General features: G+C 36.6%; 15 protein-coding genes. 11 read left to right on the top strand and 4 right to left on the bottom strand.

Features of this window, described 5'->3' with window-relative positions:
• Positions 1–106 precede the first annotated feature (106 nt).
• From IP023_RS04735 to IP023_RS04720, 4 genes are all read left to right on the top strand, one after another.
• Positions 107–580 carry a DUF4293 domain-containing protein gene (locus IP023_RS04735; RefSeq protein ID WP_241789102.1) on the top strand — a complete coding sequence of 158 codons (474 nt, stop codon included), beginning with the start codon at positions 107–109 and terminating at the stop codon, positions 578–580.
• 3 nt (positions 581–583) lie between these two features.
• Positions 584–1,042 (top strand): hypothetical protein, encoded by a 459-nt coding sequence (locus tag IP023_RS04730; protein ID WP_241789101.1) that lies wholly within the window; start codon positions 584–586, stop codon positions 1,040–1,042.
• Between the two features lie 93 nt (positions 1,043–1,135).
• A complete protein-coding gene (locus tag IP023_RS04725; protein WP_241789100.1) occupies positions 1,136–3,670 on the top strand; it encodes a DUF5686 family protein in 2,535 nt (844 codons plus the stop codon).
• Positions 3,671–3,682: 12 nt separating this feature from the next.
• Positions 3,683–4,459 (top strand): enoyl-CoA hydratase-related protein, encoded by a 777-nt coding sequence (locus IP023_RS04720; protein ID WP_262914371.1) that lies wholly within the window; start codon positions 3,683–3,685, stop codon positions 4,457–4,459.
• 132 nt (positions 4,460–4,591) lie between these two features.
• Here the strand turns inward: IP023_RS04720 and IP023_RS04715 are convergent, their stop codons facing one another.
• A complete protein-coding gene (locus IP023_RS04715) occupies positions 4,592–5,230 on the bottom strand; it encodes a 4'-phosphopantetheinyl transferase family protein (RefSeq protein ID WP_241789099.1) in 639 nt (212 codons plus the stop codon).
• Positions 5,231–5,371: 141 nt separating this feature from the next.
• Here IP023_RS04715 and dcd point away from each other — a divergent pair, with 141 nt between their 5' ends.
• Positions 5,372–5,908 carry a dCTP deaminase gene (gene dcd / locus IP023_RS04710; RefSeq protein ID WP_241789098.1) on the top strand — a complete coding sequence of 179 codons (537 nt, stop codon included), beginning with the start codon at positions 5,372–5,374 and terminating at the stop codon, positions 5,906–5,908.
• Positions 5,909–5,979: 71 nt separating this feature from the next.
• Here the strand turns inward: dcd and prfB are convergent.
• Positions 5,980–7,063, bottom strand: a protein-coding gene (gene prfB, locus IP023_RS04705) for a peptide chain release factor 2 (protein ID WP_241789097.1) whose coding sequence is annotated in 2 segments (ribosomal slippage) — positions 5,980–7,002 and positions 7,004–7,063 — 1,083 coding nt in all. Because the reading frame shifts where the segments join, the coding sequence is not laid out codon by codon here.
• Positions 7,064–7,179: 116 nt separating this feature from the next.
• Here prfB and pgi point away from each other — a divergent pair.
• Together pgi and IP023_RS04695 are read left to right on the top strand one after the other, a co-directional pair.
• A complete protein-coding gene (pgi, locus tag IP023_RS04700; RefSeq protein WP_241789096.1) occupies positions 7,180–8,826 on the top strand; it encodes a glucose-6-phosphate isomerase in 1,647 nt (548 codons plus the stop codon).
• Positions 8,827–8,977: 151 nt separating this feature from the next.
• Entirely contained in the window at positions 8,978–10,591 is a 1,614-nt protein-coding gene (locus tag IP023_RS04695) for a M20/M25/M40 family metallo-hydrolase (protein ID WP_241789095.1), read from the top strand.
• Positions 10,592–10,634: 43 nt separating this feature from the next.
• Here the strand turns inward: IP023_RS04695 and IP023_RS04690 are convergent, their stop codons facing one another.
• Positions 10,635–12,752 (bottom strand): carboxy terminal-processing peptidase, encoded by a 2,118-nt coding sequence (locus tag IP023_RS04690; RefSeq protein WP_241789094.1) that lies wholly within the window; start codon positions 12,750–12,752, stop codon positions 10,635–10,637.
• A 130-nt stretch (positions 12,753–12,882) separates the two neighbouring features.
• Entirely contained in the window at positions 12,883–13,980 is a 1,098-nt protein-coding gene (locus tag IP023_RS04685) for a tetratricopeptide repeat protein (RefSeq protein ID WP_241789093.1), read from the bottom strand.
• A gap of 160 nt (positions 13,981–14,140) precedes the next feature.
• Between IP023_RS04685 and IP023_RS04680 the strand changes: the two genes are divergently transcribed.
• The 4 genes from IP023_RS04680 (at position 14,141) to IP023_RS04665 (ending at position 18,357) form a co-directional block, all read left to right on the top strand.
• On the top strand, positions 14,141–15,421 hold the full coding sequence (locus IP023_RS04680; protein ID WP_241789092.1) for a replication-associated recombination protein A: 1,281 nt from the start codon (positions 14,141–14,143) through the stop codon (positions 15,419–15,421).
• A 100-nt stretch (positions 15,422–15,521) separates the two neighbouring features.
• On the top strand, positions 15,522–16,040 hold the full coding sequence (locus IP023_RS04675; RefSeq protein ID WP_241789091.1) for a 3'-5' exonuclease: 519 nt from the start codon (positions 15,522–15,524) through the stop codon (positions 16,038–16,040).
• Positions 16,041–16,055: 15 nt separating this feature from the next.
• Positions 16,056–17,045 carry a mannose-1-phosphate guanylyltransferase gene (locus IP023_RS04670; RefSeq protein WP_241789090.1) on the top strand — a complete coding sequence of 330 codons (990 nt, stop codon included), beginning with the start codon at positions 16,056–16,058 and terminating at the stop codon, positions 17,043–17,045.
• Positions 17,046–17,061: 16 nt separating this feature from the next.
• The gene (locus IP023_RS04665; RefSeq protein ID WP_241789089.1) at positions 17,062–18,357 is read left to right on the top strand and encodes a nucleotide sugar dehydrogenase; all 1,296 of its coding nucleotides are present in this window, start codon (positions 17,062–17,064) and stop codon (positions 18,355–18,357) included.
• Positions 18,358–18,534: the final 177 nt, after the last annotated feature.

Genomic DNA, 18,534 nt, shown 5'->3' with positions numbered 1-18,534 from the left:
TATAGTGCTAAATCGTAGTAAAAGTATGCAAATCAATAGTAGTTAGCTATGAATTTTGATGTTGTTTATATTATATTTGTAATATCATCAATTTAAAAAGTCAATCATGTTACAACGCATTCAGACCATTTGGTTGTTTTTAGCAGCTTTAGTATTGCTAGGATTATTTGTTTTTCCTTATGTCAATTATATTGATTTGGTAGGTTTAGGGAAGAGAATATTGGTAACAGGAGAATACAGCGCTGTTAATAATGAAATAGTAAAAAATGAAGGTTTTATTCTTCAAACTATAGCAACGGTGGTATTAGCACTGATTCCGCTAGGTATTATTTTTCTTTTTAAGAATAGAAAATTACAATTGAAGTTGATCTATTTGGAGATGATCCTGATTTGTTTGTTTGGGCTATGGTTATATTTCTCGGCTTCTAATACATTATCTTTAATCAGCCAAAAGATAGGCGCACAAAGCATTGGTGTAGGTTTCTTTTTATTGCCGATATCTATTATTTTTCTGGCTATGGCTATTGGTGGTATTCGTAATGACGAAAAATTGATTAAATCAGCCGATCGTTTACGCTAGTATATGAAAAAGATCCTAGTATCGATTATGTGCTTGTGGGCTTTTGCTAATGCTTCTTTTGCACAGGTAGATTCAAACCCCTCTCTTGATATTGATGATATTGAAGTCATCGTCAAAGGGATTAATGTAGCTCCAAAAGGAGATTCTGTCACGTTAGAGCTAGTGCTACATTCTTATTTGAAGGACCCTCGTGAGCTGACAATAAATACGTTTGCATCCGGATTAATTAACCCACAAGGGAAAGTGATGTTTTATGAAAGTATGATGATGGGTAAAGTGAAAGTAGTATTCGCAGACCGTCAAAATTATTTGCATTATTTTTTGAAACGTAATGAGCCCGTTTTATATACGATAAAAACTGTTAATTGGAAAAAAGTATGGGGTAAGCCTCAGCAGTTTAGAATGACACTCGAAGATCATGCCGAACCAGGTAAGTTTCTACAAGTAGACATCCCATTATAATATTTAAGCCCTTAATTTTTAGGGCTTTTTTTGTGTGTTTGTGCATTTACTTTGTGTACAAATTGTATCTTTATGAATAGCCGAAGTTGTTTTATGAGAAGAAAAACTGTTGTTATTTTTAAGTTTCTTTTAATGGTCTTGCTCCTGATGGTCACTTTGCTACCTAGCTATGCACAGACGCCTTTGCGCGGGGTCATTGTAGACCATAAGAATAGCAAACCAATACAAGGGGCTACCGTCAAATATTTAGGCAATACGGAAGCTACCTCCTCCGATAAAGATGGTTTATTTCTCCTTCATATTGATTCGGTAGGCCAATTGCTTGAAATTAGCGCCATGGGGTATAAAGTCAAAGTAATACCTATTCTACGTATTGATTCATTATTTTCTGTGCCTTTAGAAAAAGCGAATACGGAGATTGAAACCGTAGAAATAACACAAAAAGTTAAATACAACAAAAGAAATCCTGCTACAGAGATCATTGATCTTGTGATACAGCACAAAAAATATAATAAACTAACGCGCAAGGATAGTCTATTTTATAAGCAATATGAAAAAGTGAAATTTGGCTTAGTAAATCCGCAAGAAGGATTCTCTACCAAGTTAGGGGATATGAGCTTCTTCTTTAAGAATGTCGATACCTCCGTAATTGAGGGACAAAAAACATTATCATTATTCTTGCAGGAGGATATATCCGACAATTATATTAAACAACATCCTGCACGGACAAAAAAAATAGTTGTCGCCGAGAAAAGAACGGAATTTGACCCTAGGTATATCAATAATCATAATATAGAAGCCTATCTAAATTATATTATGCAACCTGTAGATGTCTATGATGAAAGTATTTTTTTTGTTAATAAACTTTTTTTAAGCCCCATTGCCGATAATGCTAAGCTGTATTACAAATACCATATAGCAGATACCATACGCAATGAAAAAGGATTTAATATTAGAATTAAGTTTGAACCATTTAACAAGCAAAATTTGCTATTTACAGGGGAGCTTATTATTTCGATGGATGGTAGGTACGCTGTTGAACGAGCCAATATGTCTGTCGACAAACAGGCTAATCTTTCTTGGGTTACACAGCTTAATATGAATCTATCGTACTTTAAAAATATAGATGGTGTCATGTTGCAGGATTCATCTCATGTTTTGGTACAATTTGGTGGTGGTAAGAAAGATGTGTTATTTGGGGAAAGGATGTCAGTGAATACGGATTATGACTTAAATTACCCTATTTCAAAAGAAATTTTCGAAGGCCAACCTATTGAGAAGAAGTTAAATCCCAATCTTTCTCTCAATCAGATCCGTCCAGTGTTGCTCAATGTAGCGGAGCAAAATACGTATATAAATGTGGATCAAATAAATCAGTTAAAATCCTTCAAAACGCTGGCTGCAATTGGTTATTTGCTCTCTCAGGGATATTATTCATTAGGCAAATTTGAAATCGGTCCTTTAGAATATGTGTATCACCGTAATAATATCGAAGGAAATCGTGTCCGATTAGGTGGACGTACCACTCCTTCATTTTCTGAGAAAGTATACCTACAAGGATATCTAGCTTATGGTTTTGAAGATAAACAGGTGAAATATTCCTTAAAAACTGCTGTTGCTCTGAATGGTAAGTCCGTAGCTACTTTTCCAGCACATTACCTCGAAGGTATGGTGCAGCACGATGTTTTTGACCCCGGCAGAAGTTTAGGATTCTTGAAAGGGGATAGTTTCTTCCGTAGTTTTGGAGGGAATCGTCCTAATAAATGGATGGATACGGATGCTTATAGGCTAGCACATATGATCGAATTTGGAAATCACGTGAGCGTCAATACGAGTTTTACACACCAAAGAAGGACTCCAGTCGGAGATCTAAAATTTGTGTCTTCCGGAGATTCGTCCTTATTGATCAATAATATTAATACCAATGATATTCAGGTTGTATTGCGTTGGGCACCCTTTGAAAAATTCTATTATAGAAATCTTGAACGTACGACTATCCCGGAGAACTATCCTGTATTTAATATCCAATATAATAAAGGAATTAAAGGCTTTTGGGGAGCATCATATAATTATGATGCACTACGATTAGCTGTTAGTAAGCGTTTTTTTATGAATCAAATTGGCTTTGGCGACGCGACAATTACAGCAGGAAAGATATGGGGCGTTTTGCCTTACCCATTATTAGAAATCCCTAATGTTGCCGAAGTGACAGATCGTCATTCTATATCCTACGAAAGGACAAGTTCAATGGAATTTGTAGCCGATCAATTTATAAAATTCGCTTATGACCATAAGTTTAATGGTTTTATTTTAAATAAAATCCCAATTATAAAAAAACTAAAATTGAGAGAATTACTTGGCGTAAGGATGTTTTATGGCAATATTTCAGATTCTAACAATCCGTATTTGAGTGATGATGTCATTTATTTTGATCGCGGTAATGATGGTAATATCATGACCAATTTATTGTCTAATAAACCGTATTGGGAAGGGTATGTTGGTTTACAGAATATTTTCAAAATATTTGAAGTCCAGTATTATAAAAGATTGAATTATGTTTCTTATCCCTCAGCTAGGGAAGATGGCTTTTGGAGAAACTTAAGGATTTCTATTAAATTTGAATTTTAAATCTTTCTAAGTATGCGGAAATATAATACAATACTTGTGGATGTAGATACGAACACAGCACGTATTACCATCAATAGAGCGGATAAAATGAACGCCTTAAATGCAGAAACATTAGCGGAGATATCTGCTATATTCGACGAATTGGAGAATGACCATACTGTAAGAGGGGTAATATTCACTGGTGCGGGATCAAAAGCATTTATCGCCGGAGCGGATATAACTGAATTTCAAGGATTAACAGCAAGTGAAGCTTTTGCTTTAGCTGAAAGGGGGCATCTTCAGGTGATGGATAAAATAGCAAATTTCTCCAAACCCGTTATCGCTGCAGTAAATGGTTTCGCTCTAGGTGGTGGTTTGGAGTTAGCGATGGCTTGTCATATTAGGGTGGCATCTGAAGGTGCGAAACTGGGTCTTCCCGAGGTATCCTTAGGTATTATCCCGGGTTATGGTGGTACACAGCGGTTGACTCAATTAGTTGGACGGGGCAAAGCATTAGAAATGATAATGACAGCAGATATGATTGTTGCTGAGGAAGCCTTGACTTGGGGATTAGTAAATTATGTCGTTCCTGCTGATGAACTCTTAACGAAATGCTACAGCCTATTAGAAAAGATATATACGCGCTCACCGATAGCAATATCATATGCAATAGATGCCGTCAATACCAGCTTGATAAATCCTGAAAATGGCTTTAAGAAAGAAATAGAGCTCTTCGCACAGAGCTTTGATACAGTAGAATCTAAAGAAGGAATTCAGGCCTTTATTGAAAAAAGAAAACCTAATTTTTAACAGGATGCCATGTAAGCCCTAAGGCCTAAAGTTAATGTTGATTATATCAATATATTACTTCATGTATAGCATATTTACGCTGTGATTGATAGTCCTGAATTGCTGAAGTGTTAAATATGGTATATTAGATTATTATTCAACGACATAGCCTAGCATATACTCTTGAAATTGCTCATAGTATACTTGGTATGTATGGATATTTGCTCCTTTATAGAGATCTAAGGTCATGATGCCTTGTGCTTCAAAGTTGAAAGGGCGTATGGTCATGTCATGAAGAAAAGAGACACCTTTTTTGCCTTGTAGTTTATACACTGCTTCTTTGGCACACCAGCAGGCATAAAGCTGATTTATCTCTTGCTCAGCAGATATAAATTTCATTTCCGATGCTTTGAGGAATTTATTCTTTATGCGAAGGACCTTATCTTTGACGATCTCTAAATCCATGCCACATTCGCCTTTTGTGCTCAACATTACCCCAGCATAGTCATAGGAATGGGTAAGGGATATTTTGTAAGGGTAATCAGGCAAATAAGGTTTGCCATTTTCATCCGAAGGACAAGCAATATATTTATTGGTATTCAAAAGATACCGCAATAGGACGCGAGTTGCTAACCAGTGAAGTGTACGCTTCCCTTTACCAAGGGCTTGCAATTTTTTTTGCTCCGCTTCGTTGAGTTGCAACTTGTCGAGTAACTCTGACTCTGACTCTTCAATTTTCCAAATTGCAAATTTTGTCTGTGTATCTAATTCTCTTAGGTATACCAATGCCATACTCAAATGTATGAACTTATAATGTAAAAATAAGGATCCCCAAGACTTAGATTTATAATTAATCAATTAAAGTTGCTTGATTTCAAGCAATAATGTATTTTTGAGCCTTCGTTAGCCGAGCTAACATTATCCATATTAAATATGATATTATCCGATAAAAGAATTTTAGAAGAAATAGATAAAGGAACTATTATTATCGAGCCTTTTGATCTTAATTGCTTAGGTACGAACTCTTATGATGTACATTTAGGGAAATATCTTGCTACCTACAAGGATGATATTTTGGATGCCAAGAAGCATAATCAGATTCAACATTTTGAAATCCCCGAAGAGGGATTTGTGTTGCAACCAGGAACCCTATATTTGGGCGTTACTTTGGAATATACGGAGACACATGCGCATGTTCCATTCTTGGAAGGCAAATCGAGTACTGGTAGATTAGGTATTGATATTCATGCCACTGCGGGCAAAGGTGACGTAGGTTTTTGTAATACTTGGACATTGGAGATTTCTGTATCTCAACCGGTACGTGTTTATCCAGCAATGCCGATTGGTCAGCTTATATATTTTGTCGTTGAAGGTGATATACAGACGCTGTATAATACCAAAGGCAATGCCAAGTACAACAACAAAACAATCCGCCCTGTGGAGAGTATGATGTGGAAGAATTCTTTTTAAAAGGCCTTTATATTCTAGCAAAAAGGGAGCAATTTTTACGTGCTCCCTTTTTGCTAGAATAGTATATTTTTTTATCCTCCAAATTCCATTAAGTAAGATTTCAAAAACTCATCTAGATCACCATCCAATACGGATTGTGTATTTGATGTTTCCGTTCCTGTTCTTAAATCTTTAATCAATTTGTAGGGATGCAATACGTAGTTACGAATTTGTGAACCCCATTCAATTTTCTTTTTTGAGCCCTCTATTGCAGCAGATGCTTCCTCACGCTTGCGCATTTCGATCTCATACAATTGGGATTTCAATAAGCGCATTGCGTTCTCTTTATTTTGCAATTGAGAGCGTGATTCTTGGTTTTTTACGATGATCCCTGAAGGCTTATGATGTAAGCGAACCGCAGTTTCTACTTTGTTTACATTTTGTCCCCCTGCACCGCCAGCTCTAAAAGTATCCCATTCAATTTCGGAATCCTTGATGTCGATTTCTATATTGTCATCTACCAATGGGTATACATATACTGAAGCAAAAGAAGTATGTCGTTTACCGTTACTATCAAATGGAGAGATACGCACCAAACGGTGAACGCCATTTTCGCCTTTTAAATAACCATAGGCAAAGTTGCCCGAGAATTGTAGCGTTACAGATTTAATACCTGCGACATCCCCTTCTTGGTGATCTTGTTCGGTAACTTTGCAACCGTGTTTCTCGCCCCACATGATATACATACGCATCAACATAGCTGCCCAATCACAGGATTCTGTACCGCCAGCACCTGCCGTAATTTGCAAAATAGCATCCAGTTGATCTTCCTCAGCGCTCAGCATATTTTTAAACTCCAGTTCGTCTACATTGGTTAGTGCTATTTGATATTGATCTTCAACATCTTTATCACTAGCATCACCAGATTGGAAAAATTCATACATCACCGATAAGTCTTCAATAGAAGCCTCAACATTGTCGTAATCATCGGTCCAAACTTTAAGGTTTTTGATGTTGTGCAGAATCTTCTCTGCCTCTTTGGGGTAATCCCAAAAATTAGGTAATAACGTTTTTTCTGTTTCTAGCGCAATCTCTTCTTTTTTGACATCAATGTCAAAGATGCCTCCTCAGGGATATAATACGATCCCTCAAGTCTTGAATTTGTTCTTTGGTCATAAGGGCTAAAATAAAGATTAATTATGATATTACTTAAGAATGTCGTCAACTAATATTAGAATTCATCATTTAATAATCTTCTAATTGACTATATTTGAATATAAAAATACATTTACATGTTACCAACTATAGATTTTACAAAGACACAAGCTTATAAGTATTTAGCGGATCATTTTATTGCATTAAATGAGCATACCATCAAAGATATGTTCGCGCAGGATGCCCAGAGATTTGCTAAATTCTCCTTATATTTTAATGATATATTACTTGATTATTCTAAAAATAGAATCAACGAGCAGACCATAGCCCTTTTGATACAATTGGCAAAAGAATGTCAACTTAAAGAGGCTATTGAAGCCATGTTTGCTGCGGAGAAAATCAATGTTACCGAAGGGCGCCAAGTATTGCATACGGCTTTAAGGAATCGGGACAATGTACCAGTTCTAGTCGATGGAAAGGATGTAATGCCGCAGATAAATGCGGTGTTGGCACATATGAAAGAATTTACTAATCGTATCTTATCTGGTGAATGGAAAGGATATACAGGCAAAGAAATTACCGATGTCGTAAATATAGGGATCGGTGGTTCCGACTTAGGTCCTGTTATGATTACGGAAGCATTGAAAGCCTATAAAACAAGGCTCAATTTGCACTTCGTTTCTAATGTCGATGGTACGCATATCGCCGAAACCTTAAAAAAGGTAAATCCGGAAACTACTTTATTCTTGATTGCTTCAAAAACTTTTACAACACAAGAGACCATGGCAAATGCGCAGTCTGCTAAAGATTGGTTTCTACAAGCGGGTGCTTCTCAAGATGATGTAGCCAAGCATTTTGTTGCGTTGAGTACAAATGAAAAAGGCGTTTCTGCTTTCGGTATTGATACCGCTAATATGTTTGAATTTTGGGACTGGGTAGGTGGTCGTTACTCTTTATGGTCAGCGATTGGATTATCCATATCTTTAGGGATTGGTTATGACAATTTTGAAGAGTTATTAACCGGAGCACATGAAGCCGATGTACATTTCAAAAATACGGACTTCGAAGAAAATATCCCAGTCATATTAGCGCTTCTTGGGGTATGGTACAATAATTTCTTTGATGCTGAGAGCCATGCCATATTACCTTACGATCAGTATATGCACCGCTTTGCCGCTTATTTCCAACAGGGAGATATGGAGAGCAATGGTAAATATATAGACCGCAATGGCCAACGTGTAACCTACGAAACAGGCCCTGTCATATGGGGGGAGCCTGGTACGAATGGACAGCACGCTTTTTATCAGCTGATACACCAAGGTACAAAACTAATTCCTTGTGATTTTATTGCGCCAGCAATTTCACACAACCCAATCGGTAATCACCATCAGCTATTGTTGAGCAACTATTTTGCACAAACAGAGGCTTTGATGAACGGCAAATCTGAAGAGGAAGTTGTAGCTGAATTAGTAAGTGCTGGTAAATCAACGGAAGAGATTGAGGCTTTGAAGAATTATAAAGTGTTTGAAGGAAATAGACCCACAAATTCTTTCTTATTGAAGAAAATAACGCCTCGTTCTTTAGGCTCTTTAGTTGCATTTTATGAGCATAAAATATTTGTACAAGGTATAATATGGAATATCTACAGTTTTGATCAATGGGGGGTAGAGTTAGGTAAGCAGCTCGCGAATAAAATACTTCCAGAGTTGAAAGATGAAGACAAAATCGAATCCCATGATAGCTCTACCAATGGTTTAATAAATCAATATAAAGCTTGGCGATAGTATTTTTTGAAATAATAGTATAAAAAAGGCACACAATGTATTTTATTGTGTGCCTTTTTTGATTTTATAAGATTTTTTTCAATTTATTTACTCATTTTTATAAATAAACTAACATTCAATTACGCTATCATTTACCTATAAAGTACAAATTATGAAGTCAATAGTATTAAACCAAATTAAAAGTAGGCGAAAAATAATCTTTACCTTATTTTTAGGTATAGGAACACAATTTACCGTCTATGCACAAGGACCCAATTATACCGGGCGACAAGTAAATAAAAAAATAGACCCTATTGTTCAACAAATAATAGATGAAGCTAGTACCAATTCGCAATTGGAAAATTTAGCCTTTGAGTTGTTGGATGTCGTTGGTCCTCGTTTGGTAGGTACGCCAGGCATGACCAGGGCAAATGACTGGGCGGTAGAGAAATTTCAAAGCTGGGGAATCCCAGCAGAAAAGCAACAGTTTGGTGAATGGAGAGGATGGGAGAGAGGGATCTCTCATATCGATATGGTATCCCCTCGTATCAAAACATTGAATGGTACACAGCTCGCTTGGAGCCCTAGTACTAAAGGGAAGTCTGTGGTAGCTGAGGTTATTCCTTTGGGCGACTTTAAAGATAGTCTTGATTTTAAGGCTTGGCTGCCTTCTGTAAAAGGAAAGTATGTCATGATCTCTATGCCGCAGCCAACAGGACGCCCGGACCACAATTGGGAAAAATACGGTAAAGCCTCATCTATTGAGAAGATGAATAAGGATCGAGATGCGAAGTCGGCAGCTTGGAATAGCCGTATTAGAGCAACAGGGATGTCTGCAAATTCAATACCTTCGGTATTAGAAGATGCCGGAGCTGTAGGAATACTGACGAGCAATTGGTCCAAAGAGTTTGGTGCTAATAAAATTTTTGGTGCACGATCACATAAAGTCCCTACTTTGGATATCTCATTGGAAGATTATGGTGTTCTTTACCGATTGGCAGAGAATGGTATTAAACCTAAGATAGCTGTAGAAACAGCATCTAAAGATTTGGGTAATGTTCCTTCTTTTAATACCATTGCAGAAATTAAAGGAACAGAGTTTCCGGATGAATATGTAATTCTGTCGGCCCATTTGGATTCTTGGGAAGGCGGATCTGGGGCTACAGACAATGGTACAGGTACTATCGCTATGATGGAAGTGGCACGCATATTAAAGAAAATTCTCCCTAATCCCAAGAGAACAATATTAATAGGATTATGGGGTAGTGAAGAACAAGGACTTAATGGGTCGCGTTCTTTTGTATTGGATAATCCCGAAATAGTAGAGAAGACCCAAGCGGTATTCAATCTAGATAACGGAACTGGGCGTGTCGAGAAAATCAATGGATCCGGATTTGTACATGCATATGATTTTATGGGTAGATGGTTAGAGGAGGTTCCCCGTGAAATAACCAAAGATATAAAAACGGAATTTCCGGGTACGCCAGGGACTGGTGGTTCGGATCATGTTTCTTTCGTTGCAGCAGGTGTCCCTGCATTTATGTTGAGCTCCCTTTCTTGGGATTATGGTACGGCGACATGGCATACCAATATTGATACCTATGATAAGCTTGTATTTGATGACTTAAAAGATAATGTCATACTGACTGCTATCATGACCTATAAAGCAGCACAAGAACCACAGTTGGTGAATAGAGAACAACGCGTATTACCCATTAGCGCTGATGGTAAACAAGGGGTATGGCCCGCAATTAGGCAGCCTCGAAGAACAGGAGTAGGATACTAAAAATAGAAAAGGCACGCTATATGGCGTGCCTTTTCTATTATATTTACTTCTTCGATAGTGGAATTAAGTCTGCCATCACATTTAAACTTTCATCGAGGATAAAATCGAATTCAATTTTTGGTTGTGGTTGACCATCTTTCCACAAAGGCATATTGTGTAACTCTAATAATTTGTTGATTCGAGCACGATTCTTTTCTTTGTTTGCGTCTCTTTCTTTTTTTAGCTGTGCTTGATTTAAGCTAATTTGAGGAGCAGCATCTTCCTTATTAAACTCTTTGATATCGTCTAATAAGAATTTATATTGTTCTGAGCCATCCATTCTTTTTAAGTGCTTTTCTTGAAGAATTTTGTTCGTGTCCTTAAGATTTGCTACAAGATTGAATTGTGCGGTATTAATCTGATCCCACGGTAATGCAGATTTCTCTGAACTTTCGCCAAATTTTTCAGCAGAGAACTGTGTAGGGAAAGTGATATCTGCTTCAACACCTTTGTGCTGTGTACTGCTTCCGTTGACACGGTAAAATTTTGCAATAGTAACATTGATTTGGCCAAATTCTGGAGCTCCTTGCGGTGTATCAGCGTCTTTTTTCTCACCCGATGCTTTGATCAATAACTTGTTCGTCGGGCTAATAAAACGTTCCATCTCTATCGCACTTTGAACCGTACCTTTACCATACGTAGTAGATCCCAATACGATTCCACGACCGTAATCTTGGATAGCACCAGCAAATATCTCCGATGCCGAAGCTGAGAATCTATTGATAATAACACCAAATGGTCCATCCCATTTAACGCCAGCCTCTGAATCACGCTCTATATCTACTTTGTTGTTTACTTGGCGTACTTGTACAACGGGCCCTTTGTCAATAAATAAGCCTGTTAATTCAATAGCTTCTTGAAGTGAACCACCACCATTGTTGCGAAGATCTAACAATACACCATCTACGTTTTCAGCTTTCAAGGAATCTAGTATTAAACGTACATCACGTGTTGTACTTTTGTAGTTGGGGTCTCCATTTCTTGCGGCAGCAAAGTCAATATAGAATTTTGGCAAGGTAATAATTCCTATTTTATAGTCTTTGCCATCTTCACCTTTAACAATTTTAACCTTTTTCTGTGCTGACTCTTCTTCAATTACAATCTTCTCCCTTGTCAAGGAAACAATAGTTGGTTGCGCAGATATATCTTGACCCGCAGGTAATATTTTTAAACGTACTTCAGTACCTTTAGAACCTTTTATTTTTGCGACAGCAGCATCTATACGCCAGCCTACGATATCCTCAAATTCTCCTTTGCCTTGAGCGACACCAATAATGCGGTCGTCTATTTTTAAGGTTTTATCTTTAAATGCAGGGCCTCCGGCAATTATTTCTTTGATCGTAACCATCTCATTCTCCATTTGAAGACGTGCACCAATACCTTCCAACGTATTGGACATTCCTTCATTGAATGCTTGCGCAAAAGAAGGGTTGTAATAGGTAGTGTGTGGGTCGATGGCATCCGTATATGAAGTCATGATTAACTGGAAAGCATCGTTGGCATTTGTTTTCTTCGCTTGAGAAATCAAATTGTTGTATCGTTTTTTTAATGTTTCTTTATGCTTTTCGTCTTCATTTTTACCCTCTGCTGTAGCTAATTTTAAGTTTAATAAATCAAATTTAACACGTTTACGCCATTGGTCTTTCAGCTCTTCTTCAGATTTAAACCAATCAAGTTTTTCGCGGTAGCTGACATAGTTTTCATCAATGTCAAAATTATGTGCTGCATCAACTTGTGTTAACGCATATTCCAAACATTCTAAATAACGTTTAGAGTAAAGGTTGAAAATATAAAATGGAGTAGATAAATCTCCTTTTTTTAGATCTTGACTTACCGTAGGGCGAAATTTCTCTATAGCATCAATATCTTCTTGGATCAAATAGTTCTTCCCTTGATCTACGGTCTTCACCAAATTGTTGAATACGATATTCGATAGTGAATCCCCTGCTTGTACTTTTTTGTAACTATAATTCTCTAGAATATTGACAATCTCTTTAGCGATTATTTCATGTTGTAAAGTGGGTGTCAGGTTGAGTGGAGTATCTTCGATTTCTACACGTGGTTTTGATCCGCATGCTACGAAGGATATTAAGGACAAAAAGACTATTAAATTTCTAAACATAAATTGTTTGTATAAAGGCCTATTAAAATTTAAATGTAAAAATAGTTAAAACTTAACTATAGTTTTAGCTAACTGTTGTAAATGTATTGTAAAGTATGTAACTTTTATAGTGTAACCACTAATATAATAATTAAAAATATGCTTTTCTTAGTTTCCAATATGAATTTAGAAAAGTTTCTGCATCGTCGATTTTATTTTGTTTTAAAGCGATTTCTCCAAGCATTTGAGTAGCCGCTATTTCTATGTATTTGTTGCCATTCTCCTGTGCTAACTTTAAAGCTTGTGTAAGTTCCTTTTCTGACATATGAAGATTGTTTTGATAGAATTTAGCATAGCCCAGCATAAATTCTATTTGCGCGTCATATTTTGCTATATTCTTAAGCTTCGCTAATTCCTGTGCTTGGATTAGGAACCACTGAGCTTGTATGTATTTTTTATTTAACGTATATATTTTTCCTAATTTAATCCACGCATTTATTTTGTTATCATAATCTTTTGCTCTATTGAATAGTGGGATTGCTTTGCGGATGATTCTATTCTCTGCATTTGTATATTCTTGAGAATAGGCCTCCAATAGCGCTAATTTTACATGCGAATTAGCTTCATTGGTTAAGGATTTGCTTTTTTTTGCATCGAGGTACAATTCTTCTTCTAATAACTTCGCTTCAGTGTAATTGTTGTTGAAAATCAATATTGATGCTAGATTGGCTTGAAGAACAGCCTTGTCCTCAAATGTACGATCATAGGCGATTAGGTTTAATGCTCTTGTAAGCAATGTCTCTGCTTTTATATACTCTTTTTTTAGGATGTATTCCTTCGCAAAAGCATTCAGTAGTCCTGTCGCTAGCAATGTGTTGTCGGCTTCGATCTGATAGGCTACAGCTTTGTCCCAGTTTTGTAAAGATATGGAGTCCAACAGGATAATATTATCTACAATGCTATAATTACGGGTGTTTTCAAATGAATTAATCAGCTCTTCTTGTAATGCAAAACGATGAATAGAATCTGTAAACAAGGCAATGCTTTTGAAATCGTTGATAATGTCATTTTCTTTCTGTGGAGCAGGGACAAAATAAACTTCTGGACCGATACCATCAAATGTATTATCATATTTCTTTATTATTCCTGAAGCATCTACTAAAGGGTTTACACTTTGTGCATAGCTCGATAGGCATGATAAACATGATGCAAGCAAGCCCAAAAGTGTAGGTAATATATTTAATCTCATATATATTCTATTCATATAACCGTTAATGCAAATATCTAAACTTTTAGATAATTATTATCGTTCGGTGTGGGGTTATTTTTCAATTTAAATAATTTGAAACACCTCTACTAATTGTTTCGACTATTATTGTATAAATTTGTTTAATCATAAATTTAAAGATATGGCTACGCGTATACCATTAGCAGAAAGACTTCGTCCCAAATCACTTGCAACATATGTAGGTCAGCAACATCTAGTAGGTGAAGGATCCATTTTGTATAATGCTATTAAACGTAAAAATATCCCCTCTATGATTTTGTGGGGCCCTCCGGGCGTAGGGAAGACAAGTCTAGCTAATTTAATAGCCAAAGAACTGGGGCGCCCTTTTTTTAGCTTAAGTGCTATTAAATCGGGGGTAAAAGAGGTACGCGAGATTATAGAGAAGGCGGAGCAGCTGATGAATTTTACACAGGAACAGCCTGTTTTGTTTATTGATGAGATACACAGGTTTTCAAAAAGTCAACAAGATTCCTTACTTGGTGCCGTAGAAAAGGGATTGGTCACACTAATAGGTGCTACGACCGAAAACCCTTCCTTTGAAGTGATATCTGCATTATTGAGCAGATGTCAGGTATATGTTTTAGAGAATCTTACTGAAGAAGAGCTTAAGGGGATTATACATCGTGCGATTAAAGAAGATGATTTCCTTAAAAATGACACTATCGTAATCAAAGAATACGATGCGCTGATACGTCTTTCTGGCGGTGATGCCCGCAAACTATTGAATGTATTGGAGCTTGTTGTAGATGCTGCGGTCCCTTATAATAAAGCTATAACAAATGATTTTGTGTTTGCTCAGGTACAGCAAAATATGGCCCGTTATGACAAAACTGGTGAGCAGCATTATGATATTATTTCTGCTTTTATCAAATCAATCCGTGGATCTGATCCTAATGCTGCAGTATATTGGTTGGCACGTATGATTGAAGGAGGCGAAGATCCTTCTTTTATTGCACGTCGTCTCTTGATATTAGCATCTGAAGATATTGGCAATGCAAATCCTAATGCCTTGCTATTGGCAAATAATTGTTTTCAAGCGGTCAATGTAATTGGTTGGCCCGAATCTAGAATTATCCTCGCCCAGACGGTGACCTATATGGCATCGTCAGCAAAGAGTAATGCCGCCTATGAAGCGATTAATCAAGCTCAAGCGCTTGTTAAGAAGACGGGTGACCTTTCGGTGCCTTTACAGCTACGCAATGCGCCTACTAAATTGATGAAGGATCTTGATTATGGTCTTGAATACAAATATGCGCATGCCTATCCAGGTAATTTTGTGGAACAAGAATTTATGCCGCCAGGTATTGAGGGCACTTGCTTGTATAAGCCGGGTAAAAATGCAGCTGAAGATAAATTGAGGCAGGCCTTACAAAGTAAGTGGAAAAATAAATATGGCTATTGATTTATGCACATAGATTTTGTGTGTTATATAAACGAATTATAATTTGTATTTATCGCTCCTACAATGGCGAGAGAATCAAAAATATCGTAACTTTGAATGTATGCATACATTTACAGCAATAGATTTTGAATTAGCTACATCCGAATATACAAGCGTATGCGCTGTAGGTATAGTTAATGTCGTAGAGGGGCAGATCGTAAATGAATTTTATAGCTTGGTCCAACCACCAAACAACAAATTTATGTGGCAAACCACTAGAGTACATGGTATTAAAGCCAAAGATACCATAGAGGCTCCTACATTTGACCAGTTGTTCCCTAAATTAATTCCTCTTTTAGTGGATCAAAAAATGGTGGCACATAACGAGGCTTTTGATAGAGCGGTCTTAAAAAGGACACTGGATTATTATGGCTTAGCCTTTGAAGATTTGCATCTTCCTGAAAAATGGGAATGTACAAGTAAAATTTATCGTACAGCGGGTTTTTCAAAAACCAAGCTGAGTGTATGTTGTAGTTTAATGGGGATAGAGCTAGATCATCATGATGCTCTTTCTGATGCTAGAGGTAGCGCATTATTGTACCTCAAACAAGCTGATATTCCCAAAGTATTAAATGTTTAAATTGAAATAATAAAAATGTCAAAAGTAATTAATGTAGTATTGTCAGGGGGTGTAGGATCTCGTTTGTGGCCATTGTCACGTAAAGCGCGTCCAAAACAATATATTCCACTTTTTGAAGGCAAATCATTATTTGAACTGACGGTTGCTAGAAATCAAAATATAGTCGATAAGACAATTATGGTGGGTAGTGTGAAGAATGTGGACCTTGCAAAAACTTTTTTACCCGAAGCCAATAGTGAAACCATCGTTGAGGCTACACCAAGAAATACTGCTGCGGCGATTGCCTTTGCAGCATTAGCATGTGACCCTGATGATATATTGATCGTGACACCGTCGGATCATTTGATTGAAGGTGAAGCTGAGTATCAAAACACGCTTAAACAAGCCGTAGAATTAGCAAAGGATGATTACCTAGTTACCTTTGGGATTAAACCTAATAAACCTGAAACAGGCTATGGTTATATCGAATATGATGGCAATGATGTTCTTTCTTTTAGGGAAAAACCTAATTTAGAAACGGCTAAAGAATTCTTGAAAAAAGGTAATTTCCTTTGGAACTCAGGGATCTTTTGCTTTAAAGCCTCTGTATATTTAGAGGAATTGTTCCGATTTGAACCGAAAGTATATAGAGCTTCTAAGGAGGTGTCTGAAGATGCTATAAACGGAATTCTCTCTGAAGAATTGTCGTTAAAAATACCATCCAAAAGTATAGATTATGCCGTAATGGAGCGCAGTGAGCGCATCAAGGTATTGCCTTCAAATTTTGTATGGTCAGATATGGGATCCTATGATTCTCTTTATGACTACCTGAAGTTGAAAGGACATAAAGTGGATGTGGCAGGCAATATGGTCATAGGTACTGACAAATCTGTATCTTTTTTAGGGGTCAAAGATACGGTGTTAGTACATACTGATGATGCTATATTGGTTGTGCAAAAAGATTCAGCTCAAGATGTAAAACATCTTTATGAAGAGCTTGATGGTATAAATTCAGAATTGCTATAACCTTAACATAACTAGTTTGAAAGGGACAGTAGACAGAATAGCGGTAATCGGTCAAGGATATGTCGGCTTGCCTTTAGCCCTGGCTTTTGCCAAAAAAAATCCTGTTATAGGGTATGATATAAATGTTGACAGAGTGTCTCAGTTGTTATCGGGTAATGATTCTACACAGGAAGTAGATGCTGAAACGCTTATGTCAGCTTTAGAAGCGGGACAGAATACGCCTTTTAAAGCGGGCCTTAGTTTATCCTCAGATGCACAAAAATTAAAAAACTGTACTGTTTATATCGTTACTGTCCCTACGCCAATAGATGAGTTTAATGCACCAGATTTAAGTTATCTACTGCGTGCTACCAAGACTATTGCTACTGTGATGGGAAAAGGTTCAATAGTTATCTTCGAATCAACGGTTTATCCCGGTTGTACCGAAGAAGACTGTGTACCTGTACTAGAACGCTATTCTGGATTGACATTTAATGTTGATTTTTTTGTCGGCTATTCTCCCGAAAGAATTAACCCTGGCGATAAAGTAAATACCTTAGAAAATGTCATCAAAATTACCTCTGGATCTACGCCTGAAGTTGCTGAACGAATAGATCTTCTTTATAAACAGATTATAACAGCAGGCACTTATTTAGCACCTTCTATTAAAGTAGCTGAAGCAGCAAAAGCTATTGAAAATGCGCAAAGGGATGTTAATATTTCTTTCGTCAATGAGCTCGCTTTAATATTTGATAGAGTCGGAATAGATACTCATGATGTATTGGAAGCAGCGAGTACTAAATATAATTTTCTAAAATTTCAGCCTGGTTTAGTTGGTGGGCATTGTATTTCGGTAGATCCCTATTATCTTGCGCACAAAGCTTCGAAATTGGGATATCATCCAGAAGTGATCTTATCAGGTAGGCGTGTAAATGATAGAATGGCCGAGTTTGTCGCTTCCAAAGTGATAAAACTTATGCTCAAGAAGGATATGGTACTCAAAGATGCTAAAGTTTTGATTCTAGGAGTTACATTTAAGGAAAATTGCCCTGATGTACGAAATTCTAAAGTAGTCGATATTTATGATGAATTAGTAGATTTTGGTACAGCACCTGTTATATATGATCCTTGGGTGAATAACTTTGATGTAATGAAAAAATATCCTCATATTTCTATGCTAGATAATATAGTTGGACAATACGACGCTATTATATTAGCTGTCGCTCATAAGGAATTTATAGCTATGGATATTGGAAGTCTATGTAAAAAAACTTCTGTAATTTTCGATTGTAAAGCTGTTTTAGATAAAAAAATACTCGACGGAAGACTTTAGCTAATAATATTTTTAAAAGGGAGTAATTTGTTGTTATTGCAATAAAAACACGTGCTTTTTTATATTAATAATGTTTCTTTCATTAACTTTATACCATTATTGCCCAATGAAAAACAAAATTTAGATAGTATTGTACTTATCTTAAGAGTAATAGTAATTTATTACTTTGTTTTTATT

The organism is Sphingobacterium rhinopitheci, assembly GCF_022627575.1.
Lineage (GTDB): Bacteria > Bacteroidota > Bacteroidia > Sphingobacteriales > Sphingobacteriaceae > Sphingobacterium > Sphingobacterium rhinopitheci.
Note: the sequence above shows the minus strand (reverse complement) of the source record. Positions and strands in the feature narration are given on the sequence as shown.